The 21,075-nt window shown below is 62.5% G+C and carries 20 protein-coding genes and 1 pseudogene; 16 read left to right on the forward strand and 5 right to left on the reverse strand.

The window, feature by feature from the left end; all coding sequences use genetic code 11:
* Nucleotides 1–387 (reverse strand): thiamine pyrophosphate-binding protein (locus tag ACK1VC_RS24870; RefSeq protein WP_254612428.1); only part of this gene is annotated, 387 nt, incomplete at its 3' end.
* 170 nt (nucleotides 388–557) lie between these two features.
* On the opposite strand from ACK1VC_RS24870, the gene ACK1VC_RS24875 reads away from it, so the two are divergent.
* A complete protein-coding gene (locus tag ACK1VC_RS24875; protein ID WP_016486794.1) occupies nucleotides 558–1,439 on the forward strand; it encodes a LysR family transcriptional regulator in 882 nt (293 codons plus the stop codon).
* A gap of 138 nt (nucleotides 1,440–1,577) precedes the next feature.
* Here ACK1VC_RS24875 and ACK1VC_RS24880 read toward each other — a convergent pair whose 3' ends face one another.
* Together ACK1VC_RS24880 and ACK1VC_RS24885 are read right to left on the reverse strand one after the other, a co-directional pair.
* Nucleotides 1,578–2,228, reverse strand: coding sequence for an alpha/beta hydrolase (locus tag ACK1VC_RS24880; protein WP_060519945.1), 651 nt, complete (start codon nucleotides 2,226–2,228; stop codon nucleotides 1,578–1,580).
* Nucleotides 2,229–2,265: 37 nt separating this feature from the next.
* Complete coding sequence (locus ACK1VC_RS24885; protein ID WP_060519948.1) at nucleotides 2,266–3,390, reverse strand: MFS transporter; 1,125 nt, start codon at nucleotides 3,388–3,390, stop codon at nucleotides 2,266–2,268.
* 380 nt (nucleotides 3,391–3,770) lie between these two features.
* On the opposite strand from ACK1VC_RS24885, the gene ACK1VC_RS24890 reads away from it, so the two are divergent.
* The 8 genes from ACK1VC_RS24890 to ACK1VC_RS24925 all read left to right on the forward strand — a co-directional run bounded on the left by ACK1VC_RS24890 (nucleotide 3,771) and on the right by ACK1VC_RS24925 (nucleotide 11,663).
* A complete protein-coding gene (locus ACK1VC_RS24890; RefSeq protein WP_096426058.1) occupies nucleotides 3,771–4,736 on the forward strand; it encodes an amino acid ABC transporter permease in 966 nt (321 codons plus the stop codon).
* Between the two features lie 15 nt (nucleotides 4,737–4,751).
* Entirely contained in the window at nucleotides 4,752–5,516 is a 765-nt protein-coding gene (locus tag ACK1VC_RS24895; protein WP_449118067.1) for an amino acid ABC transporter ATP-binding protein, read from the forward strand.
* Nucleotides 5,517–5,576: 60 nt separating this feature from the next.
* The gene (locus ACK1VC_RS24900) at nucleotides 5,577–6,416 is read left to right on the forward strand and encodes an ABC transporter substrate-binding protein (RefSeq protein ID WP_016486789.1); all 840 of its coding nucleotides are present in this window, start codon (nucleotides 5,577–5,579) and stop codon (nucleotides 6,414–6,416) included.
* Between the two features lie 97 nt (nucleotides 6,417–6,513).
* Nucleotides 6,514–7,809, forward strand: coding sequence for an NAD(P)/FAD-dependent oxidoreductase (locus ACK1VC_RS24905; RefSeq protein ID WP_016486788.1), 1,296 nt, complete (start codon nucleotides 6,514–6,516; stop codon nucleotides 7,807–7,809).
* 20 nt (nucleotides 7,810–7,829) lie between these two features.
* Nucleotides 7,830–8,300 (forward strand): Lrp/AsnC family transcriptional regulator, encoded by a 471-nt coding sequence (locus ACK1VC_RS24910; RefSeq protein WP_016486787.1) that lies wholly within the window; start codon nucleotides 7,830–7,832, stop codon nucleotides 8,298–8,300.
* Between the two features lie 118 nt (nucleotides 8,301–8,418).
* Nucleotides 8,419–9,603, forward strand: a complete 1,185-nt coding sequence (locus tag ACK1VC_RS24915) for an MFS transporter (RefSeq protein WP_173857514.1) — start codon at nucleotides 8,419–8,421, stop codon at nucleotides 9,601–9,603.
* Nucleotides 9,604–9,718: 115 nt separating this feature from the next.
* Nucleotides 9,719–10,570 (forward strand): LysR family transcriptional regulator, encoded by an 852-nt coding sequence (locus ACK1VC_RS24920; protein ID WP_016486785.1) that lies wholly within the window; start codon nucleotides 9,719–9,721, stop codon nucleotides 10,568–10,570.
* Between the two features lie 97 nt (nucleotides 10,571–10,667).
* A complete protein-coding gene (locus ACK1VC_RS24925) occupies nucleotides 10,668–11,663 on the forward strand; it encodes an aldo/keto reductase (protein ID WP_191087706.1) in 996 nt (331 codons plus the stop codon).
* On the opposite strand, the gene ACK1VC_RS24930 is transcribed toward ACK1VC_RS24925, so the two are convergent.
* Both ACK1VC_RS24930 and ACK1VC_RS24935 read right to left on the reverse strand, forming a co-directional pair.
* A complete protein-coding gene (locus ACK1VC_RS24930) occupies nucleotides 11,656–12,921 on the reverse strand; it encodes a sensor histidine kinase (RefSeq protein ID WP_191087705.1) in 1,266 nt (421 codons plus the stop codon). The two genes, ACK1VC_RS24925 and ACK1VC_RS24930, sit on opposite strands and share 8 nt — an antisense overlap.
* Nucleotides 12,918–13,610, reverse strand: a complete 693-nt coding sequence (locus ACK1VC_RS24935; protein ID WP_095117303.1) for a response regulator transcription factor — start codon at nucleotides 13,608–13,610, stop codon at nucleotides 12,918–12,920. The genes ACK1VC_RS24930 and ACK1VC_RS24935 overlap by 4 nt, the downstream gene beginning before the upstream one ends.
* A gap of 197 nt (nucleotides 13,611–13,807) precedes the next feature.
* Between ACK1VC_RS24935 and bamA the strand changes: the two are divergent.
* From bamA to rnhB, 7 genes and pseudogenes are all read left to right on the forward strand, one after another.
* Nucleotides 13,808–16,322 (forward strand): annotated as a pseudogene (gene bamA, locus ACK1VC_RS24940) (outer membrane protein assembly factor BamA).
* A gap of 44 nt (nucleotides 16,323–16,366) precedes the next feature.
* Nucleotides 16,367–16,870, forward strand: a complete 504-nt coding sequence (locus tag ACK1VC_RS24945; protein ID WP_012270843.1) for an OmpH family outer membrane protein — start codon at nucleotides 16,367–16,369, stop codon at nucleotides 16,868–16,870.
* A 1-nt stretch (nucleotide 16,871) separates the two neighbouring features.
* Nucleotides 16,872–17,927 (forward strand): UDP-3-O-(3-hydroxymyristoyl)glucosamine N-acyltransferase, encoded by a 1,056-nt coding sequence (lpxD, locus tag ACK1VC_RS24950; protein ID WP_016485215.1) that lies wholly within the window; start codon nucleotides 16,872–16,874, stop codon nucleotides 17,925–17,927.
* Nucleotides 17,928–18,041: 114 nt separating this feature from the next.
* Complete coding sequence (gene fabZ / locus ACK1VC_RS24955; protein ID WP_008094893.1) at nucleotides 18,042–18,482, forward strand: 3-hydroxyacyl-ACP dehydratase FabZ; 441 nt, start codon at nucleotides 18,042–18,044, stop codon at nucleotides 18,480–18,482.
* Nucleotides 18,479–19,255 (forward strand): acyl-ACP--UDP-N-acetylglucosamine O-acyltransferase, encoded by a 777-nt coding sequence (gene lpxA, locus ACK1VC_RS24960; protein WP_016485216.1) that lies wholly within the window; start codon nucleotides 18,479–18,481, stop codon nucleotides 19,253–19,255. The genes fabZ and lpxA overlap by 4 nt, the downstream gene beginning before the upstream one ends.
* A gap of 1 nt (nucleotide 19,256) precedes the next feature.
* Complete coding sequence (gene lpxB, locus ACK1VC_RS24965; protein WP_023048360.1) at nucleotides 19,257–20,384, forward strand: lipid-A-disaccharide synthase; 1,128 nt, start codon at nucleotides 19,257–19,259, stop codon at nucleotides 20,382–20,384.
* A gap of 1 nt (nucleotide 20,385) precedes the next feature.
* On the forward strand, nucleotides 20,386–21,009 hold the full coding sequence (gene rnhB, locus ACK1VC_RS24970; protein WP_191087334.1) for a ribonuclease HII: 624 nt from the start codon (nucleotides 20,386–20,388) through the stop codon (nucleotides 21,007–21,009).
* Nucleotides 21,010–21,075 lie beyond the last annotated feature (66 nt).

Consider the following 21,075-nt stretch of genomic DNA (forward strand, 5'->3'; position numbering starts at 1 on the left):
AAACTGGTGGGTGTACTTGGTGATGGGGTCCATCATGCCGCACACGTCAATGATCTGGAAACGGCCCTGCTTGGACTTCTTGATCGGCTTCTGGCCGGTGATCATCATCATCGGCATGCCGCCCAGGTAGGCGTAGGCGCTGGCGGTGACCAGGTTGGTGGCGCCGGGGCCGAGGGTGGACAGGCTGACGCCGGTCTTGCCAGTCAGGCGGCCGTAGGTGGCAGCCATGAAGCCTGCAGACTGCTCATGGCGGGTCAGTACCAGCTTGATCTTCGACTTGCGCAGGGATTCGAGCAGGTCGAGGTTTTCCTCACCGGGAATGCCGAACACATACTCGACACCTTCGTTTTCCAGGCATTGCACAACGACATCGGCGGCCTTGGCCATTTGGGGTACTACCTCAAAATCTTTGTGGGATTGCAGCTTTATTTCGCTGCGTGACTGAGATGTTGCAGGATGTCTCAGTGGCGCGCATCGTAGGCCCTCTGGTTAATAATAATAAATATATTGTTATGATGCTTAGCATCACAGTTCGTTATGAATGGTAGAGCCCCTCAATGAACCTCAAGGCATTGCGCTGCTGCGTCGAGATCGTACGCCAGGGCAGCTTCACCAAGGCTGCGCAGCATTTGCACATTGCCCAGCCGGCGCTGAGCATGGCCGTCACCCGTCTGGAAGAAGAGCTGGGCGTGACCCTGTTCAACCGCACCACGCGCAAAGTCATCCTGACCGCCGAGGGCGAACAGTTCCTGCCACGCATTGCGTCGGCGTTGCGCGAGATGGATGTCGCCCGGCAAGAACTGCGCGACATGGCCGACCTGAAACGCGGCGAAGTGCGCCTGGGCATCCCGCCCATGTTCGGCCTGCACTATGTACCCGGGTTGATGAACGCCTTCCGCCAGCTGTATCCAGGCATTGCCATGACCGTATTCGAAGGCAGTGCCGAGGACATTGGCCATCGTCTGGAGCAACGGGAAATCGACCTGGCACTGCTGGAGTCCAGGCGAGTGCCGCCCGACAAGGAATCGATTCTGCTGGGCAGTGACGAGATGCTGGCGTGTATGCACCCCGACCACCCTTATGCCGGCAAAGCCTTCCTCACGGCGCAAGACCTGCGCAATACCGACATGGTCGTGTTCGACCGCACGTTCGTTCAACGTCACCTACTGGACGCCTTCTTCGCCGAACACGGGATTACTTACCAAGTGGCGTTGCAGAGCAACTTCGTCTCACTGGTGGTGCAGGCCGCGCTGGACAACATGGGCGTGGCAACCCTGCTGCGCTCGGTCCAGCAGCGCACGCCGGGTATCGTCGGGGTGCCGTTCCGGCCGGCGCAGCTGATGAGCTTCAGATTGTGTTGGCGCTCGGGGGAATACCTGTCGCTGGCCAGCAAGCGGTTCATCGACTTTGCTGCGCAGATGAATTACCTGGAGCGGTGAGGCTCGCCTGTTCCGGCCCTTTCGCGGCTAAAGCCGCTCCCACAGGTACAGCGCAGATGTTGGGCACATACGGTCCCTGTGGGAGCGGCTTTAGCCGCGAACACCGGCAAAGCCGGTGCCAGACCGACGCGCCAGTGCCTATGGGAGCGCAGTTTTCAACGCCAGATGGGCGATCACCTGCTCAGCCGCCCGCCCCAGGCAGCCCTTGAAAAAGTGGTTGGCACCTGCATAAACCAACACCGCCCGTTGCCCCGGGCCAGCCCATTGCAACAGGTTGGCCAGCGGCGCCATTTCATCCTGTTCGCCATGCAGCAGCAGGCAATCCGCAGGCACCGGCAATGGCTCGTAATATCGCCCGCCCGGTACATCACCCACCGGCAGCCCCAGCAACGCCACTGCCTGCAACTGCCCTTCAAGCGCACAGGCCACACGGGCGAACACATAAGCACCAAAAGAAAACCCGACCAGGGCTACCGGTAGCGCAGGCAACTCCCGTCTGAAGTGACGGATGACCGCGATGCAGTCTTGCGCTTCGCCGATACCCTCGTCGTGCGCACCTTGGGTCTGCCCTACCCCACGGAAACTCGGCCGCACCACCTGCCAACCGGCTGCGCACAGCTGCCGCGCCAGGGTCAGCGGCACGATATGGCGCGGGCTACCGCCCAGCAGCGGTTGTGGGTGACTGACCAGCACCACCCCCTTGGGCGGCCCGGCAGAGTAGTCGATCAGCAGCTCGATCTGGCCGGCCGGCCCATCGATAAGCAACGGGTTACGTGGTGCATCCGACATCGTTTTCGTCCTTGCTAGCCAAATGAGTGGCGCCTGATCACGCCGTTTGCCGCGGGAGGCCATGCACCACCAGCAACACCAGCACGACACTGGTCAATGCCAGGGCCGAGAGCGTTGCCAGTACCCCCGTCGCGCCGAAGTGCTGGAACAGATAACCGCCCACCAAGGGCGTCAGTGCCTGGCCAATCAATGATGGGCGCGACATCTTGCCCATCAGCGCAACATACTGGGCAGGCGGCATCAGGGCCAGCGGCAGCAGCCCCCTGACAATGGCGCGCAGACCATTGCCACAGCCATACAGCAGCAGGCCCAGCGCGGTCATCCCCGGCGCCACGGCCACCAGCGTCAGACCTACAGCAACCAGCACTGATGATACCAGCGCAGTCCATATCGGGTGGCGCTTGCCGGCGATGATCTGCAGCACCCGCGAGGCCACCTGGCTTGGCCCAAGCAAGGCACTCAGGCCAATGGCAGCCGCCAGCGAATGGCCCTGGCCCTGCAGGACCGCCACCAGTTGCACTGAAACGGCAGTCATGATGATCGCGCCAATGGCGAAGATTGCGGTCAGCAGCCAGTAAAGGCGGCGGTGCACGGGCTGATCTGCCACCGCCGTCATGCTCTGGGCCTTCTGCCGGGGCTGGCCTGCCGGCAACACCCAGAGGTACAGCGGCGCCACGGCAACGATCAGCACCAACGCATAAGCCATGCAGGCCGTGCGCCAGCCCAGTTGCTCGATGGCGAGGGCGAGTACCGGCCAGGTCACGGTAGTGGCAAACCCTGAAATCAGGGTGATGCCCGTAATCGCCCGTCCCGCCCGTTCGGCATACAGGGCACCGAGGGTGGCAAATAGTGCTTCGTAAAGCCCCATTGCCATCCCCGCGCCAATGATCACCCAGGCCAGCAGGAATACCTGCAGGCTGTGGCAGTTGGCAACCACCAGCAAGCCCAGCCCCACTACCGCGCCGCTGGCGGCCAGTTGCCAGCGCCCGCCATAGCGCGCCACCAGGCGGCTGCACAGCGGCGCCAACAACGCCGACACCATCAGGGCCAGCGACAGCGCCCCATACACCCAGCCGCTGTCCCAGCCGGTCTCGTGCAGGATTGGCTTGCCCATCACCGCCAGGAGGAAGAACGAACCACCCCACACCAGGATTTGCAGCAGGCCCAGCCAGAAAATACCCAAGGGCCCGGGAAAACGTACGCCAGCATTCACGACAGCAGCCTTATCCACCAAGCGGGCCGGATGTCGGCGCACGCAGGTGGCAGTCTAAAAGAGCAGGCGTATGGCTTGCCACAACATCCCGGCATTTCAGTTATGCGCGCAGTAGACAGCTTAAAAAACGGGTGGAGTACATTTGTACGCACGCTTGTGGCCCGGTAGCAATCTGGTGGGCATTCACTGGCAGATGTCAGGGTGCAACCTCCGTAATTGCCAAAACAAATTTGATATTTGTTGCGATTCCACAGGTTCTTGCCTGCGCTTCGCCTCCCTACAATGACCCCACAACAACAAACGAGCCCAGCTCCGTGAGGCACGACCCCATGTACAGAGACCACATCGTCAAACCGCGTGCGACCGATAAACCGGCATTCATGGGTTTGGTCGCCGCTGTGATATTCGCCACCGCCCTGCTCTGTGGCGTGGGTGACGGTAGCCTCGCCCGGCTGATGGGCCCGATCGTACTCGACCTGCAGGCACCGCTGCTGCGTAACGCCGCAGTGGCCGGCACCTTGGCGGTGACCCTGGTACTGAACCTGTTCATCCTTGGCCGTTTTCCGTTACGGGCCCAGGTGATCACGGTCTGGTGTGAGCTGTTGCTGCTGTTCCTGCTGTTCTTCGACACCTTCGACCTGTCTTACAGTTTCATCGCCAGCAAGGTCGGCTTCATGATCACCCAAGGGGTGTTCACCACCGTCTACGTGTCCACCCTCTCCATCGCCATCGCCTTTGTTCTGGCGCTGCTGGGGGCTACTGCCCGGCTGTCGTCCAACGGTTTCGCCATCGCCATTGCCAGCTTCTACACCTCGTTCTTCCGCGGTGTGCCGCTACTGATCCAGATCTACCTGATCTACCTCGGCATCCCCCAGCTCGGCTATGTGGTGGGCGCCGTGCCGGCAGGCATCCTGGCGTTGTCGCTGTGCTACGGCGCTTACATGACGGAAATCTTCCGCGCCGGTATCAGCAGCATCCCGCGCGGGCAATGGGAAGCGTCGCGGGCGATCGGCCTGACGCCCTTCCAGGCCATGACCCGGGTGATCCTGCCGCAGTCGATGCGGCTGATCATTCCACCTACCGGCAACCAGTTCATCTCCATGCTCAAAGACAGCTCGCTGGTGTCAGTGATCGGTGTATGGGAGCTGATGTTCCTCGCCCGCACCCAGGGCCGTGCGGAGTTCCGCCACTTGGAAATGCTGATCACCGCTGCCGTCTTGTACTGGGTGCTGTCGATCCTGCTCGAAAGCGTGCAATCGCGCCTGGAAAAACGTTTCGACCGCGCCCACCGTTGATCGAGGAACCCCCTGATGAACCAGCCTTTTACCCCCGCTGCCGGCCAGGCCGCCGTGTCAATTCGCGGCTTGCAGAAATGGTACGGCGAGTTTCATGTGCTCAAGGGCATTGACCTGGAGATCGCCAGCGGCGAAATCGTGGTGGTCTGTGGGCCTTCCGGCTCGGGCAAATCCACGTTGATCCGGTGCCTGAACCTGCTGGAAGACTTCCAGAAAGGTCAGGTGCAAATCGCCGGCAACCCACTGAACCGTGATGCGGCAAGCGTCGCCGCCATCCGTCGCCAGGTGGGCATGGTGTTCCAGCAGTTCAACCTGTTCCCGCACCTGACCGTGCTGGAAAACCTGGTGCTCGGCCCGCGCCTGGTCAGCAAGCTCAGCGCGCCAGAGGCCCGCGCCCTGGCGCTGGAGTATCTGGACCGGGTGCGTATCGCCAGCCAGGCCGACAAGTTCCCCGGGCAGCTTTCCGGCGGCCAGCAACAACGTGTGGCCATTGCTCGTGCGCTGTGCATGAAGCCGCGCATCATGCTGTTCGACGAACCGACCTCGGCGTTGGACCCGGAAATGGTCAAAGAGGTGCTCGACGTAATGGGCGAGCTGGCCAAGGACGGCATCACCATGCTTTGCGTTACCCACGAAATGGGCTTCGCCCGCCGGGTGGCCGACCGCATCATCTTCATGGACCAAGGCCAGGTAATCGAACAAGGCCGGCCCGACGCGTTCTTCGACAACCCTGGCCATGCGCGCGCCAGGGAGTTTCTCTCGCAAATCCTCAGCCACTGAGCCTGTGTCTACCGCTGTGCCAATACCACAACAACAATTGCATGCCCGGAGACTTTCCGTATGAACCCAGTCGCTCGCTTGTTTGCCCTTACCGCCGTTGCCGGCTGCCTGACCTTGATGACAGGCGCCGCGTGGGCCGGCGCCACGCTCGATCGTATCCACCAGAGCAAGGTCATGAAAGTGGCCACAGCCGCCAACTGGCCACCGCAGTCATTTCTTGGCGAGGACAACACCCTCAAGGGCTTCGACATTGATGTGGCCAACGAGATTGGCAAGCGCCTGGGCGCCAAGGTGGCGTTTGTCACCCCGGAATACGGCATCATCACCGCGGGGCGCTGGGCAAGCCGCTGGGACCTGTCAGTCGGCTCGATGACACCCACCACCGAGCGGGGGCGGGTGCTCGACTTTCCGGCCATTTACTACTACACCCCGTATGTGTTCGCGGTGCACAAGGACGCCGCCGGCGCCAGCGCGGCTGACCTCAATGGCAAGACCATCGGCGTTGAAGCTGGCACCACGTCCGAGGACTATATCAACCGTCGGCTGAAAATCGACGCCGCGGACGTGCCCGCGTTCAGCTACAGCGTGGAGCCGGGCAACGTGCAAACCTACGGCGACAGCATGGGCCCGCTGGACGACCTGCGCATAGGCAACGGCACCCGCCTGGATGCCACCCTGTCTGCACTGCCAACCATCATGGGCGCGATCAAGGCCGGTTACCCGGTTGCCCCGGTGCAGGGCAAGCCCGCCTACTACGAGCCCCTGGCCATCGCCACCGACAAGGGCGACGACGCCTTCAACGCTGAACTGGCCAAGGCCATCGACGACATGAAGGCCGACGGCACGCTTAAACAGCTGTCGGAAAAATGGTACGGCGCCGACCTTACACAAGTGCAGTAACGCCATTACCCGCAAGCCTGCGCCCTTGACTTGAAGGGCGTACGGCCCCCCCATGCCCGCAAAACCTGCAGCGCCCCGTAAAAGGATGACCCAGCCGATGGCCAGCTACAGCAACAACTACTATACCGGGACCATGCGCCCTGCCCCCCAGCGAGCCGGGTTGACCGGTGAGACCCGGGCAGATGCATGCGTGATTGGCGGCGGCCTGGCAGGCCTGAGCGTGGCCCGCGAGCTGCTGGCGCGTGGGCGCTCGGTGGTGTTGCTGGAGGCGGCACGGGTGGCATGGGGCGCCTCTGGGCGCAATGGCGGCTTTGTGTTGCAGGGGTGGTCCGAGGGGCTGTCGGCGATCGAGCGGCGTTGCGGCAAGCAGACCGCCGCCGCCTTGTTCCGGCTATCGCTGGAGGGCGTCGATATCGTCCGCGACACCATCGCCCGCCACCAGTTGCCAGGCTGCGCCGCCACCACCGGCAAGCTGAGCGTGGTGCGCTACGACGACGCCGACAACCTGCAGCGCACCCGCGACCGTATGGCCCGCGACTTCGATTTCAACCTGGAATACCTGGATACACAGGCACTGCGCAGCCGTCTGAACACCGACCGCTACTTCCAGGGGTTGCGGGACAGCCATGGTTTTCACTTCCACCCACTGAACTACTGCCTGGGCCTGGCCGAGCTGGTCGAGCTGGCCGGTGGTCGCATCCACGAACAGTCGCCGATGCTGCGGGTAGAGCGCAGAGCCGGCAGTCATCGCGTGATCACCGCCGACGGCGCGGTGACCTGTGCCGATGTGGTGTACTGCTGCGGTGGCTACGGCGGCCCGGAGTTCGGCCAGCTGCGCCGGGCGTTCCTGCCGATTGCCACTTATGTGGTGCTGACCGAACACCTGGGTGAGCGCCTGCGTGACGTAGTACGTACCACGGACGCAGTCGGCGACAACCGCCGCGCCTCCGACTACTACCGCATCGTCGAGGGTGACCGCCTGCTGTGGGGCGGCCATATCACCACGCGCAACCTGCAGGACGAACAGCGCCTGGGTCAGTTGCTGACCCGTGACATCCTCAGCGTGTATCCACAGTTGCAGGGTTTGAAAATCGCCAAGGCCTGGTCCGGGCTGATGGGTTACGCCCGCCACAAAATGCCGCACATCGGCCCCCTCGGTCCAGGGCTGTGGGCTTGTACTTCATTTGGGGGCCATGGTATGAACACCGCACCTGTGGGCGCCCGGGTTGTCAGCGAAGCAATCTGTGGCGAAACCGACCGCTACCGCCTGTTCGACGCCTATGGCCTGGAATGGAATGGCGGGCCGTTCGGACCCGCTGCGGCGCAAACGGTGTATGCCGGGCTGAAGCTGATGGACAGGTTCCAGGAAGCCCGCGCGCAGTACCACAACTAGAACAAACACCAGGAACCACCATGGACGCCCTCCCACCCGGCGCGCTGTTCAAACTGACTGAGAAGGACCGGCAACTGCTCGGGCTGCTGCAGGCCAACGCCCGTGAGCCCACCGCCTCGCTGGCGCGCAAGCTGGGCGTGTCTCGCTCGGCGGTACAGGAGCGCATCAACCGCCTGGAAAACGCCGGGGTGATCACCGGCTACAGTGTGCGAATCGACCAGGACAAGCTGCAGCAGGTGATCAACTGCTTCACCATGACCTCGTGCAGCAACAAGAGCTACACCGATGTGATGACCACCCTGCGCAAAATGGACGCGGTGCAGGCGGTGTATGCGGTGTCGGGCGAGATGGACTTCATTATCCACCTGACCACCCATACGCTGGGCGAGCTCAATGCCGAGCTGACCCGCATCAACATGATCAAGGGGGTTACGCACACGGCTTCGCACATTGTCATGGAAACCAAGTTCAGCAAGAAGCTGACCGTTTAAACGCTCCCCAGCCAGGCCGCCGATGCCCCCACAAGCTGCTCAGGTTCCTCGACGTTGCCGGCAAATATTGACTATGATCCCGCCTTGAACGTTTCAGCATGTTTCAAAAGGGATACAGATGTCAGTTCCGCAAATACCCCCTCTCCCCGGTAAAGGCACCGTCGCGAAGATGGAAGCCGCCATGGCGCTGGGCAGCTTTGCCATCGGCACCGGCGAATTCGCCATCATGGGCCTGATGCCCGACATTGCCAACAACCTGCAATTGAGTGAGCCCCAGGTGGGGCATGCCATCAGTGCCTACGCACTGGGGGTGATGGTTGGCGCCCCGACACTCGCGATTCTGGGTGCGCGGCTGCTGCGCAAGCACATGTTGCTGCTGCTGATGGCACTGTACGCCCTTGGCAACCTGGCTACCGCTTTCGCCCCTTCGTTCAGCAGCCTGGTTGCCTTCCGCTTTATCAGCGGCCTGCCCCACGGCGCCTACTTCGGCATTGCCGCAGTGGTGGCATCCAGCATGGTGGCCAAGGACCACCGAGCGGGTGCCGTTGCACGGGTGATGATGGGCCTGACCTTGGCCATGCTGCTGGGCAACCCGCTAGCCACGTATCTGGGCCAGTACTTTGGCTGGCGTTCAGCGTTCGTGCTGGTTGGCGCCATCGCGCTGTGCACCATCGCCCTGGTATGGCGCTTTGTGCCCCAGCGCCACGACGAAGTGCGCAGCGACCCACGCAAGGAACTGCAAGCCTTCACCCTCCCGCAGGTGTGGATGGCGCTGGCCATCGCGTCGATCGGCTTTGCCGGCATGTTTACGGTATTCAGCTACCTGGCGCCGACCATGCTGCAGGTGACCCAGGTATCGCCCCAGTGGATTCCGTTCGGCCTTGCGGCGTTCGGGGTGGGCGGCATCGTCGGCAACATTGCCGGCGGCAAACTGTTCGACCGCCTGCAGTTCCGCGCCGTGGGGCTGGTGCTGGTGTGGTCGATCGCCGTGCTGCTGTTCTTCACCATTGCCGCCCAGGCACTGTGGAGCCTGCTGTTGGGCATCGGCCTGGTGGGTACCATGATCGCACTGGCAGCGCCATTGCAGATCCGCCTGATGGACATTGCCCATGAAGCGCCTAGCCTGGCAGCTGCGTCGAACCATGCAGCGTTCAACCTGGCCAATGCGCTGGGGCCATGGCTGGGTGGCATGGCGATTACTGCGGGCCTGGGCTGGACCAGCACTGGCTATATCGGCGCGGCAACTGCGCTGGTTGGGCTGGGCATCTATCTGGTGGCACGACGCATGAAAGGCGGCCACTGAGGCCAGCCACGTGGGGCTGCAAAGCAGCCCCAAAATCTCCAACCCGCCGCAATCTACAGTGCCCCCCCGAAACCGCTACCCTACCCCCTTCACACAAGCCACTGCCGAGCCCTTCATGTTCGATTGGGAAGACCTGCGTCATTTCTCTGCCTTCACCTCGGCCGGTTCGCTGTCCGCCGCCGCCAAGGCCTTGGGCGTCGACCACGCCACCGTGGCCCGGCGCATCGCTTCGCTCGAAGCCTCGCTCAAGCTCAAGCTGGTTGACCGGCGCCCCCGCGCCTATGTGCTCACCGACGAAGGCCGACGCGTTGCCGAACTTGCCGAGCAAATGACCCTGTCCTCCTTCGCCCTAGAACATTTCGCCAGCGCCGGCCAACAGGCGGTGGAAGGCGAGGTGGTGCTGTCGGCACCACCGGCACTGCTCGGCAGCATCGTCGCCCGACGCCTGGGCGAGCTGTACCAGCGCTACCCACGGTTGCGCCTGAAGCTGGTGGGCAGCAAATCAAAGGCATCTCTGGCCCGCCGCGAAGCTGACATCAGCATCACCCTGGCCAGGCCGACAGAACCGACCCTGGTGGCCAGCCTTCTGGGCCACCTGGACTACCGGTTGTACGCCTCGCCCGGCTACTTGGCCAGTGCAGCGGCACGACGCTACATCGGTTACGACGAATCCCAGGCCAACTCACCGCAACAGCAATGGCTGAACCGCCAGGCCGGCCAGCAGCCGTTCGCACTGCGCAGCAATGACCTGCGCATCCAGGCTCAGGCCTGTGCCGGCGGCATCGGCATCGCCTGCCTGCCGGCGTTCATGGCGCAGGAGCACGGCCTGAAGGACGCCGGCAGCGCCGAACAGACCATGAGCATCGAAATCTGGCAGGCAGTCCATGAAGACGTGCGCGCCACCCCACGGATCAAGGCCGTTACCGACTTCCTTCAGCAACAGGTGCGGCCACTGCTACGCTTGTGAATTTTTGCGTAATGCACGTGCACTAATGCGGAATTTTCGCGCAGGCGGGCCAGCGTTAGTCTCCCCCCATCACTAACGCCCCCCGAAGGAGAAAACGATGCAATACGTAAAGCTGGGTAACACCGGGCTGGACATTTCCAGGCTGTGTCTGGGCTGCATGACCTTCGGCGAACCCGACGCCGGCACGCATCCCTGGACCTTGGGCGAAGCCGCCAGCCGCCCCATCATTCGCCATGCCGTAGAGCAAGGCATCAACTTCTTCGACACTGCCAACAGCTATTCTGCCGGCACCTCGGAAATCATCGTCGGAAAACTGTTGAAGGCATTCACCCGCCGGGAAGAAACCGTGATTGCCACCAAGGTGTTCTTCCCTGCCAACATGTGGGAAGGCGCCAGCCGGCCCAATGAGCAAGGCTTGTCGCGCAAGGCGATCATGGCCAGCATCGACGCCAGCCTCACCCGCCTGGGTACCGACTACGTCGACCTGTACCAGATCCACCGCTGGGACTACCACACCCCCATCGAGGAGACCATGGAAGCCCTGCATGACGTGGTCAAGGCCGGCAAGGCACGCTACATCGGTGCTTCATCGATGTACGCCTGGCAGTTCGCCAAGGCACAGCAGGTAGCGGTCAGCAACGGCTGGAGCCGTTTTGTGTCGATGCAGAACTACCTCAACCTGATCTACCGGGAGGAAGAGCGCGAGATGATCCCACTGTGCCTGGACCAGGGGGTGGGGCTGATGCCCTGGAGCCCGATGGCCCGCGGGCGCCTGACCCGGCCGCACGGGCAGCAGACAGCACGCACCCGCAGCGATGTATCCGGCCAGTCGTTCTACGAAAAGACCGAGGTGGAGGACGGCCGAGTGATCGATGTCGTCGAACAGATCGCTGGCGAACGGGGTGTGCCGATGGCCCAGGTTGCGCTGGCCTGGGTACTGGGCAAGACCGGCGTTAGCGCCCCTATCGTCGGGGCCTCGAAGCCCGCCCATCTGGACGATGCACTGGGCGCGTTGTCACTGCAGCTGAGCGAGACCGAGGTGGCGCGCTTGCAGGCCCCTTACGTTCCCCATGCCGTGACCGGCTTCAAGTAGGGCGGTTTTGCGGCAGCTCGATGCGCACGCGCAGGCCGCCGCTGGTTGCGGCCAGCGCGGTAATGCTGCCGCCATGCAGGACAATGGCCCGCTGGGCAATCGCCAGGCCCAGGCCAAAGCCATCGTCGCTACTGTCGGTGCCGCGGTCGAACGGCTCGAAGATACGCTTCAGACGGGCCGGGTCTACCCCCGGACCGTGGTCGCTGACACTGACCTGAAGCCATTGCCCGCCCGGCGCCAACACAGCGCTCACCAACACTTCTGTGCCGACGGCGGTATAGCGAACAGCGTTGCGGATGATGTTCTCGAACGCCCGGTACAGCAGCTCTTCATGCCCCAGGATGAGAAACGCCCCTTGGGCTTGCAACGTTACCTGGCACCGCTTCATGCCCGCTTCAAAACGGGCGTCTTCAACGATCTGCGCCAGCAACTCTGTCACATCTACACTGGCAAAGGCGCCGTCGCCCTGCCGAGCCTGGGCGCGGGCCAGGGTCAGCAGTTGCTCGATCAGGTCGTCCATGCGCCGTGATTCGCGCTCCACCCGCTGCAGCATGTCGTGTCGGTCAGGCTGCTGACGCATCAGGCCGATGGCGGCATGCATGCGGGTCAGCGGAGAACGCAGTTCGTGGGAAATATCGTGCAGCAGGTTCTGCTGCGCCTGTACCAGGGCCTTGAGCTGGCCGGCCATGCGGTCGCAGTCCCCGGCCAGTTCGACGATCTCGTCGCGCCGTTTGCCCAACCTGGGTTTTACACGCACATCGAACCTGCCTTGGGCCACCTGCCCCATGGCTTCACGCAACCAGGCCAATGGGCGAGTCAGGTAAAGGCTGCACAGAAAGGCAAACAACGCACTCATCAGCGTGCCGGTCACCAACGGGCCCATGCCACGCGGGCGCGGCGGCTCGCCTAGCGCCGTAGCCACCGACGCACGCAACACCAACGGGCGGCCTTCTCGGTCGCTCAACGCCTGCTCGAAACGCGACACCGGCACCGCCCTGCCCGCCAGCAGCTGGCCCTGGCTGTCATATAGGCCCACTCGCACATCCGGCGGCTGCGGTGACACCTCCAGCAGTTGCCGACCGGCCTGCTCGCCGTAACGCTGCAGTAACTGCAGTTCTGTGGCCAGCAGCGAACGCAGCGCCGGGGTATCACCGCGCCAGTCATTGAGCATGAAGGCCCCCGCCCCCACCAGGAAGGTCAGACAGTTGGCCAGCCAGAACGCCAGGAACAGCTTCCAGAACAGACGCCGACGCATCATTCGACAATCAGCATGTAGCCCATGCCACGCACGCTCTGGATCCAGCTGCTGCCATCGGCCCGCGGGCCGAGCTTTTGCCGAATGCTGCTGACGTGCACGTCGATGCGCCGGTCATAACGGGTCAACGGCCGCCCCAGGGCATTGAGGGACAGGTCCTGCTTGCTGACCAACTGACCAGCCTGGCGAGCCAACGCTTCGAGCAGGCTGAATTCCGAGCCCGTCAGCTCCAGCGTGGCTTGGCCCCAATGCGCTTCACGACGTCCTGGCCACAGCTTCAATGCGCCCGTGCGCACCTGTTCGGGCGCACTGCCCTCGCCTGTCGGTTGCGGCTGCACCCGGCGCAGTATCGCCCGCAGGCGTGCAACCAGTTCACCTGGGGAGCTGGGCTTGGGAACATAGTCATCAGCCCCAAGCTCAAGGCCGGCAATACGGTCGATATTGTCGCCACGCGCGGTCAGCAGCAGCACCGGCACCTGGCTGCGCGCACGCACGCGCCGCAGCACTTCGATGCCAGAAATACCCGGCAGCATCACGTCCAGCACCACCACCTGGAAGTGACCGGACAATGCCTGGGTCTCGCCCTCTTCACCCGTGGCCACCGCCGTGGCCTGGAAGCCTTCGCGCGCCAGGTACAAAGAGAGCATTTCAGTCAGTTCGCAGTCGTCGTCGACCAGCAGCACAGGGATCATCGGGGCCAGACATCGCAATTTCAGGGGCTGTAATGATCGCCCCGCCGGCCAGTACTGTCACCGCCGGCTGGTCGGACTTTACACATCTTTACCCTTGGCTAACCGCGCCGTACACAGCCCGCCCGTATCCTCATCGCCCGCTGCCAGCGGGTTGCCCGCGCTTGCTCCCCTTCGAATCCGCTTGTCTGGAACCCCTGATGAACTACCCGCGCCTGTTGCTCTCCATCCTGTTGCTGAAAGCCTCGCTGGCCCATGCCTCCGCTTTCAGGATCGCCGACATCCGCGTCAACGGCCTGCAGCGGGTTTCCGCTGGCAGTGTTTTCGGTGCCTTGCCGCTGAACGTCGGCGACCAGGCCGATGATCGCCGCCTGGTGGACTCGANTCCGCTGGCAGTGTTTTCGGTGCCTTGCCGCTGAACGTCGGCGACCAGGCCGATGATCGCCGCCTGGTGGACTCGACCCGTTCCCTGTTCAAGACCGGCTTCTTTCAGGACATCCAGCTGAACCGCGATGGCAATGTGCTGATCATCAACGTGGTGGAGCGCCCGTCGGTGTCAAGCATCGAGATCGAAGGCAACAAGGCCATCAGCACCGACGACCTGATGAAGGGCCTGAAGCAATCGGGCCTGGCCGAAGGCGAGATCTTCCAGCGCGCCACCCTCGAAGGTGTGCGTAACGAGCTGCAGCGCCAGTACGTGGCCCAAGGCCGCTACTCGGCCGAGGTTGACGCCGAAGTGGTGCCGCAGCCGCGCAACCGTGTGGCACTGAAGATCAAGATCAACGAAGGCACCGTTGCTGCCATCCAGCACATCAACATCGTTGGCAACAACGTGTTCGATGATGAAACCCTGGGCCAGTTGTTCGAGCTGAAGACCACCAACTGGCTGTCGTTCTTCAAGAACGACGACAAGTATGCCCGCGAAAAACTGTCCGGTGACCTGGAGCGCCTGCGTTCCTACTACCTGGACCGCGGCTACATCAACATGGACATCGCCTCCACCCAGGTGTCCATCACGCCGGACAAGAAACACGTCTACATCACCGTCAACATCAACGAAGGCGAGAAGTACACCGTTCGCGACGTGAAGCTGTCCGGTGACCTGAAAGTGCCAGAAGACCAGGTCAAGTCGCTGTTGCTGGTGCAGCCGGGCCAGGTGTTCTCGCGCAAGGTGATGACCACCACGTCCGAGCTGATCACCCGCCGCCTGGGTAACGAAGGCTACACCTTCGCCAACGTCAACGGCGTGCCGCAGCCCAACGACCAGGACCACACGGTCGACATCATGTTCGTGGTCGACCCGGGCAAGCGTGCCTACGTCAACCGCATCAACTACCGCGGCAACACCAAGACCGAAGACGAAGTGCTGCGCCGCGAAATGCGCCAGATGGAAGGTGGCTGGGCTTCGACCTACCTGATCGACCAGTCCAAGACCCGTCTGGAGCGCCTGGGCTTCTTCAAGGAAGTCAACGTCGAGACCCCGCCAGTACCAGGTACTGACGACCAGGTCGACGTCAACTACAGCGTCGAAGAGCAAGCCTCCGGCTCGATCACCGCCAGCGTCGGTTTCGCCCAGAGCGCCGGCCTGATCCTCGGGGGTTCGATCAGCCAGAGCAACTTCCTCGGTACCGGTAACAAGGTGTCCATCGGNAGAGCGCCGGCCTGATCCTCGGGGGTTCGATCAGCCAGAGCAACTTCCTCGGTACCGGTAACAAGGTGTCCATCGGCCTGACCCGCTCGGAATATCAGACCCGCTACAACTTCGGCTTCGTGGACCCCTACTTCACTGCCGATGGCGTCAGCCTGGGTTACAACGCCTTCTACCGCAGCACCAACTACGACGACCTCGACGTCGACGTGGCCAGCTACGCAGTGGACAGCCTGGGTGCAGGCGTCAGCCTGGGCTACCCGATCAGCGAGACCTCGCGCCTGACATACGGCCTGAGCGTGCAGCAGGACAAGATCAAGACCGGCAAGTACACCGTTGACGAGATCTTCGACTTCCTCGATCAGGAGGGCGAAAACTTCCTGAACTTCAAGGCATCGATTGGCTGGTCCGAGTCGACCCTGAACAAAGGCGTGCTGGCCACCCGTGGTCACTCGCAAAGCCTGACCCTGGAATCCACCATTCCTGGCAGCGACTTGTCGTTCTTCAAGCTGGACTACCGTGGCCAGTTGTTCCAGCCGATCAACAACGACTACACCCTGCGCCTGCACACCGAGCTGGGCTATGGTGATGGTTATGGCAGCACTTCGGGCCTGCCGTTCTACGAGAACTACTTCGCAGGTGGCTTCAACTCCGTGCGCGGCTTCAAGGACAGCAGCCTGGGCCCGCGTAGCACGCCGAGTAAAGGTGCAGACGAAGGCGGTAAACCTGGCACCATCCGTGACCCGGATCAGGATCCGCTGCCGTTCGGTGGCAACGTGCTGGTACAGGGCGGTGTCGAGCTGTTGTTCCCGCTGCCGTTCGTCAAGGACCAGCGTTCGCTGCGCACCTCCGTGTTCTGGGACGTGGGTAACGTGTTCGACACCAACTGCGGCAACAAACCTGATTGCGAAAAGGTCGGCTTCTCGGGTATGGCCAGTTCGGTCGGCCTGGGTGTGACCTGGATTACCGCACTGGGCCCGTTGAGCTTCAGCTTGGCAATGCCGGTCAAGAAGCCGGACGATGCCGATACCCAGGTGTTCCAATTCTCTCTGGGCCAGACCTTCTAAGGTCGGCCCTTGCTTAACGACAACGGTTTATCCAGGAGTGCATCGTGCGTAAATTGGCTCAACTGGCCGTAGTGGCCGCGGCGCTGGTCGCCACCCCGGCATTCGCCGAAATGAAGGTTGCCGTCCTGAACTATCAGATGGCACTGCTCGAGTCGGATGCCGCCAAGAAATACGCGGTTGATGCCGAGAAGAAGTTCGGCCCGCAACTGACCAAGCTGAAAAGCCTCGAAAGCAGCGCCAAGGGCATCCAGGACCGCCTGATCAAAGGCGGTGACAAGATGCAGCAGCAGGAGCGTGAGCGCCTGGAGCTCGAGTTCAAGCAAAAGGCCCGTGACTTCCAGTTCCAGTCCAAGGAGCTGAACGAAGCCAAGGCCGTTGCTGATCGCGACATGCTCAAGCAACTGAAGCCGAAGCTGGATGGCGCTGTCGAGGAAGTGATCAAGAAAGGCGGTTTCGACCTGGTCCTCGAGCGTGGCGCGGTCATCGATGTCAAGCCTCAGTACGACATCACCCGCCAGGTCATCGAGCGCATGAACCAAGCCCGTTGATATGAGTGTGACCATGACGCTAGGCCAGCTGGCCGAGGCCCTCGGTGCCACCCTCAAGGGGCCCGAGGCATTGCAGATTACCGGGCTGGCCACCTTGCAGGAGGCTGGCCCCGGTCAATTGAGCTTCCTCGCCAACCCGCAGTACCGCAAGTACCTGGATAACTGCCAGGCGGGTGCGGTATTGCTCAAGGCTGCGGATGCCGAAAGCTTCGCTGGCAATGCCCTGATTGTGGCCGACCCGTACCAGGCGTATGCGCGTATTTCCCACCTGTTCGACCCCAAACCCAAGGCTGTGGCGGGAATCCATCCCAGCGCCGTGGTGGCTGGGGACGCGCAGGTGGACGCAAGCGCCAGTATCGGCCCGTTCGCGGTGATCGAAAGCGGTGCGCGCATCGAGGCTGATGTCAGCATCGGCGCGCATTGCTTCGTCGGTGCACGTTGCGTTGTAGGTGAAGGGGGCTGGCTGGCGCCGCGTGTTACGTTGTATCACGACGTCGTCATCGGCAAGCGCGTGGTCATCCAGTCGGGTGCTGTGATCGGCGGCGAGGGCTTCGGCTTTGCCAATGAGAAGGGTATCTGGCGCAAGATCGCCCAGATCGGTGGCGTCACCATTGGTGATGACGTGGAAATCGGCGTCAATACTGCCGTCGACCGTGGTGCGCTGTCCGACACGCGAATCGGTGACGGGGTCAAGCTCGACAACCAGATCCAGATCGCCCACAACGTGCAGATTGGTGACCATACGGCCATGGCCGCTTGTGTGGGCATTTCCGGCAGTACGCGTATCGGCAAGCATTGCATGCTGGCCGGGGGCGTGGGCCTGGTAGGGCACATTGATATTTGCGATAACGTATTTATTTCCGGGATGACAATGGTAACCCGTTCGATCACTGAACCCGGTTCCTATTCATCCGGCACTGCCATGCAGCCTTTGGCTGACTGGCGCAAGAGCGCTGCGCGTATCCGCCAGCTTGATGACATGGCCAAGCGCCTCCAGCAGCTGGAAAAACGCGTCGATACCGTGACCTCAGGTGGCCTGCCGACATCAGAAGGCTGATACCATTCCCTGAGCAAGAGTGAACAGTCGCTAGCTGGCTCCTCTTTGGATTGCTAAAGGAGCGTGTGTTCAGCACCTGCGCTCCCTATTCTTATTACAGGCTTCCCCCCCGAAATGATGGACATCAACGAGATTCGCGAATACCTGCCTCACCGTTACCCGTTCCTGCTGGTGGACCGGGTGACGGATTTGGACTTCGAGGCCCAGAGCATTCGTGCCTACAAGAATGTCAGCATCAACGAGCCGTTCTTCAACGGCCATTTCCCGGCGCACCCGATCATGCCGGGCGTTTTGATCATCGAAGCCATGGCCCAGGCGGCAGGCATCCTCGGTTTCAAGATGCTCGATGCCAAGCCGGCTGATGGCACCCTGTATTACTTCGTCGGTTCCGACAAGCTGCGTTTCCGTCAGCCGGTACTGCCGGGTGACCAGTTGGTGCTGGAAGCCAAGTTCCTGAGCCGCAAGAGCATGATCTGGAAATTCGAATGCCGCGCTCTGGTGGACGGCAAGCCGGTTTGCTCGGCACAGATCACATGCGCGGAACGCTCCCTATGAATTCGATTGATCCTCGGGCCATTATCGATCCGTCGGCCAAGCTGGCCGATGGTGTCGAGGTCGGCCCTTGGTCGATCGTTGGCCCCGATGTGGAAATCGGGGAGGGTACCGTTATCGGCCCGCATGTTGTGCTCAAAGGGCCGACCCGTATCGGCAAGCACAACCGTATCTTTCAGTTTTCCTCCATCGGCGAAGATACCCCGGACCTCAAGTACAAGGGGGAGCCGACGCGCCTGGTGATCGGTGATCACAATGTGTTCCGCGAAGGGGTGACCATTCACCGCGGCACCGTTCAGGACCGTGCGGAAACCACCGTGGGCGACCATAACCTGATCATGGCTTATGCCCACATCGGCCACGACAGCGTCATCGGCAACCACTGCATCCTGGTCAATAACACGGCCCTGGCAGGCCATGTGCATGTGGGGGACTGGGCGATCCTGTCCGGCTACACCCTGGTGCATCAGTATTGTCATATCGGTGCCCACGCGTTTTCCGGCATGGGCACGGCAATCGGCAAGGACGTCCCGGCCTTCGTCACCGTGTTCGGCAGCCCGGCCGAAGCCCGCAGCATGAACTTCGAAGGCATGCGCCGCCGCGGTTTCAGCGACGAGGTGATTCACGTACTGCGTCGTTGCTACAAGATTGTCTATCGTCAGAGCCTGACCGTCGAAGACGCGCTCAAGGAGCTGGCCGAGATGGCTGCGAAGCACCCTGAGGTCGAACTGTTCCGTCAGTCGATCGTGAACTCCGCCCGCGGCATCACCCGCTGACATGGCCCCGCTTTGCGTAGCCTTGGTCGCGGGTGAGGCCAGCGGCGATATCCTTGGTTCAGGTTTGATGCGTGCCCTCAAGGCGCGCCACCCCGATGTACGTTTCATTGGTGTTGGCGGCCCTTTGATGGAAGCCGAAGGCCTGCAATCGTACTTCCCCATGGAGCGCCTGGCGGTCATGGGCCTGGTCGAAGTGCTGGGGCGCCTGCGCGAGCTGCTCAAGCGCCGCAAGCTGCTGATCCAGACACTGATCGACGCAAAGCCCGATGTCTTCATCGGCATTGACGCCCCTGACTTCACCCTCAACATCGAACTGAAACTGCGTCAGGTCGGGATCAAGACCGTGCATTACGTCAGCCCGTCGGTCTGGGCCTGGCGGCAGAAGCGCGTGCTGAAAATTCGCGAAGGCTGCGACCTGATGCTGACGCTGCTGCCGTTCGAGGCGCGGTTCTATGAAGAGCAGGGCGTGCCGGTGCGTTTTGTCGGTCATCCGCTGGCCGACACCATACCCCTGCAAGCCGACCGCCTTGCAGCACGTGCTGCGCTTGGCCTGGGCGCGGGCCCGGTGGTTGCGCTGATGCCCGGCAGCCGGGGCGGCGAAGTAGGGCGCCTGGGGGCGTTGTTCCTTGACGCTGCCGAGCGTCTGCAGCAGCAGGTACCGGGCGTGCACTTCGTGCTGCCCTGCGCCAACGCCGCGCGTCGTGCCCAGGTTGAACACATGCTCGAAGGCCGGGTACTGCCGCTGACCCTGCTCGATGGCCAGTCGCACCAGGCGCTGGCAGCCTGTGATGCGGTCTTGATCGCCTCGGGTACCGCCACCCTCGAAGCGTTGCTGTACAAGCGCCCCATGGTGGTAGCCTACCGTTTGGCGCCCTTGACCTACTGGATCCTCAAGCGCCTGGTCAAGAGCCCTTACGTGTCATTGCCGAACCTGCTCGCCCAGCGCGAACTGGTGCCTGAACTGTTGCAGGACGCCGCCACCAGCGATGCCCTGGCCAACACCCTCGCGCCGCTGGTGCGCGATGGCAGCCAGCAGACCGAACGTTTCGACGAAATTCACCGCACCCTGCGCCGTGACGCCTCCAACCAGGCGGCCGAGGCGGTACTGGCCTTGCTCAAGGACCGCTGACATGCAAATTGGACTGGACTTCAACCTGGTCGAGGACCTGGTCGCCGGCGTCGACGAAGTCGGCCGCGGCCCGCTGTGCGGTGCGGTGGTAACGGCGGCGGTAATCCTTGATCCGGCGCGCCCGATCCTCGGCCTGAACGACTCGAAGAAACTCACCGAAGCCAAGCGTGAGGCGTTGTTCGACGAGATCTGTGAAAAGGCCCTGAGCTTCTGCATCGCCCGTGCCGAGGTCGAAGAAATCGACCGCTTGAACATCCTGCAGGCCACAATGCTGGCCATGCAGCGCGCGGTGGAAGGCCTGCACATTACGCCGAAACTGGCCCTGATCGATGGCAACCGCTGCCCGAAGCTGGCCGTTCCGGCGTCGCCGGTGGTCAAAGGCGATAGCCAGGTGCCGGCTATTGCGGCTGCCTCGATCCTGGCCAAGGTCAGCCGTGACCGTGAGATGAGCGCGTTCGAGCTGATCTACCCCGGGTATGGCATTGGTGGGCACAAGGGGTACCCGACCCCGGTGCACCTTGAGGCGTTGGCGCGGTTGGGGCCTACGCCCATTCATCGGCGTTCCTTTGCCCCGGTGCGGGCGGCCTGGGAAGCACGCGAAGGCGTCCCCCATTCCCTGATCTGACCTGCCAGGGCCCTTCGCGGCCCTTTCGCTCTTGTAGGAGCAGCCTTGTGCTGCGAAAGGGCCAGT

It is taken from the genome of Pseudomonas sp. XP2 (assembly GCF_053557975.1).

Bases quoted from the DNA above. Each gene is read 5' to 3' on its own strand.
- ACK1VC_RS24930 (WP_191087705.1), bottom strand. From the start codon at position 12,921: ATGATGCGTCGGCGTCTGTTCTGGAAGCTGTTCCTGGCGTTCTGGCTG.
- ACK1VC_RS24905 (WP_016486788.1), top strand. From the start codon at position 6,514: ATGGCCAGCTACAGCAACAACTACTATACCGGGACCATGCGCCCTGCC.
- ACK1VC_RS24920 (WP_016486785.1), top strand. From the start codon at position 9,719: ATGTTCGATTGGGAAGACCTGCGTCATTTCTCTGCCTTCACCTCGGCC.
- ACK1VC_RS24880 (WP_060519945.1), bottom strand. From the start codon at position 2,228: ATGTCGGATGCACCACGTAACCCGTTGCTTATCGATGGGCCGGCCGGC.
- lpxD (WP_016485215.1), top strand. From the start codon at position 16,872: ATGAGTGTGACCATGACGCTAGGCCAGCTGGCCGAGGCCCTCGGTGCC.
- ACK1VC_RS24890 (WP_096426058.1), top strand. From the start codon at position 3,771: ATGTACAGAGACCACATCGTCAAACCGCGTGCGACCGATAAACCGGCA.
- lpxA (WP_016485216.1), top strand. From the start codon at position 18,479: ATGAATTCGATTGATCCTCGGGCCATTATCGATCCGTCGGCCAAGCTG.
- ACK1VC_RS24925 (WP_191087706.1), top strand. From the start codon at position 10,668: ATGCAATACGTAAAGCTGGGTAACACCGGGCTGGACATTTCCAGGCTG.
- ACK1VC_RS24900 (WP_016486789.1), top strand. From the start codon at position 5,577: ATGAACCCAGTCGCTCGCTTGTTTGCCCTTACCGCCGTTGCCGGCTGC.
- ACK1VC_RS24915 (WP_173857514.1), top strand. From the start codon at position 8,419: ATGTCAGTTCCGCAAATACCCCCTCTCCCCGGTAAAGGCACCGTCGCG.
- lpxB (WP_023048360.1), top strand. From the start codon at position 19,257: ATGGCCCCGCTTTGCGTAGCCTTGGTCGCGGGTGAGGCCAGCGGCGAT.
- ACK1VC_RS24895 (WP_449118067.1), top strand. From the start codon at position 4,752: ATGAACCAGCCTTTTACCCCCGCTGCCGGCCAGGCCGCCGTGTCAATT.
- ACK1VC_RS24910 (WP_016486787.1), top strand. From the start codon at position 7,830: ATGGACGCCCTCCCACCCGGCGCGCTGTTCAAACTGACTGAGAAGGAC.
- rnhB (WP_191087334.1), top strand. From the start codon at position 20,386: ATGCAAATTGGACTGGACTTCAACCTGGTCGAGGACCTGGTCGCCGGC.
- ACK1VC_RS24935 (WP_095117303.1), bottom strand. From the start codon at position 13,610: ATGATCCCTGTGCTGCTGGTCGACGACGACTGCGAACTGACTGAAATG.
- fabZ (WP_008094893.1), top strand. From the start codon at position 18,042: ATGATGGACATCAACGAGATTCGCGAATACCTGCCTCACCGTTACCCG.
- ACK1VC_RS24875 (WP_016486794.1), top strand. From the start codon at position 558: ATGAACCTCAAGGCATTGCGCTGCTGCGTCGAGATCGTACGCCAGGGC.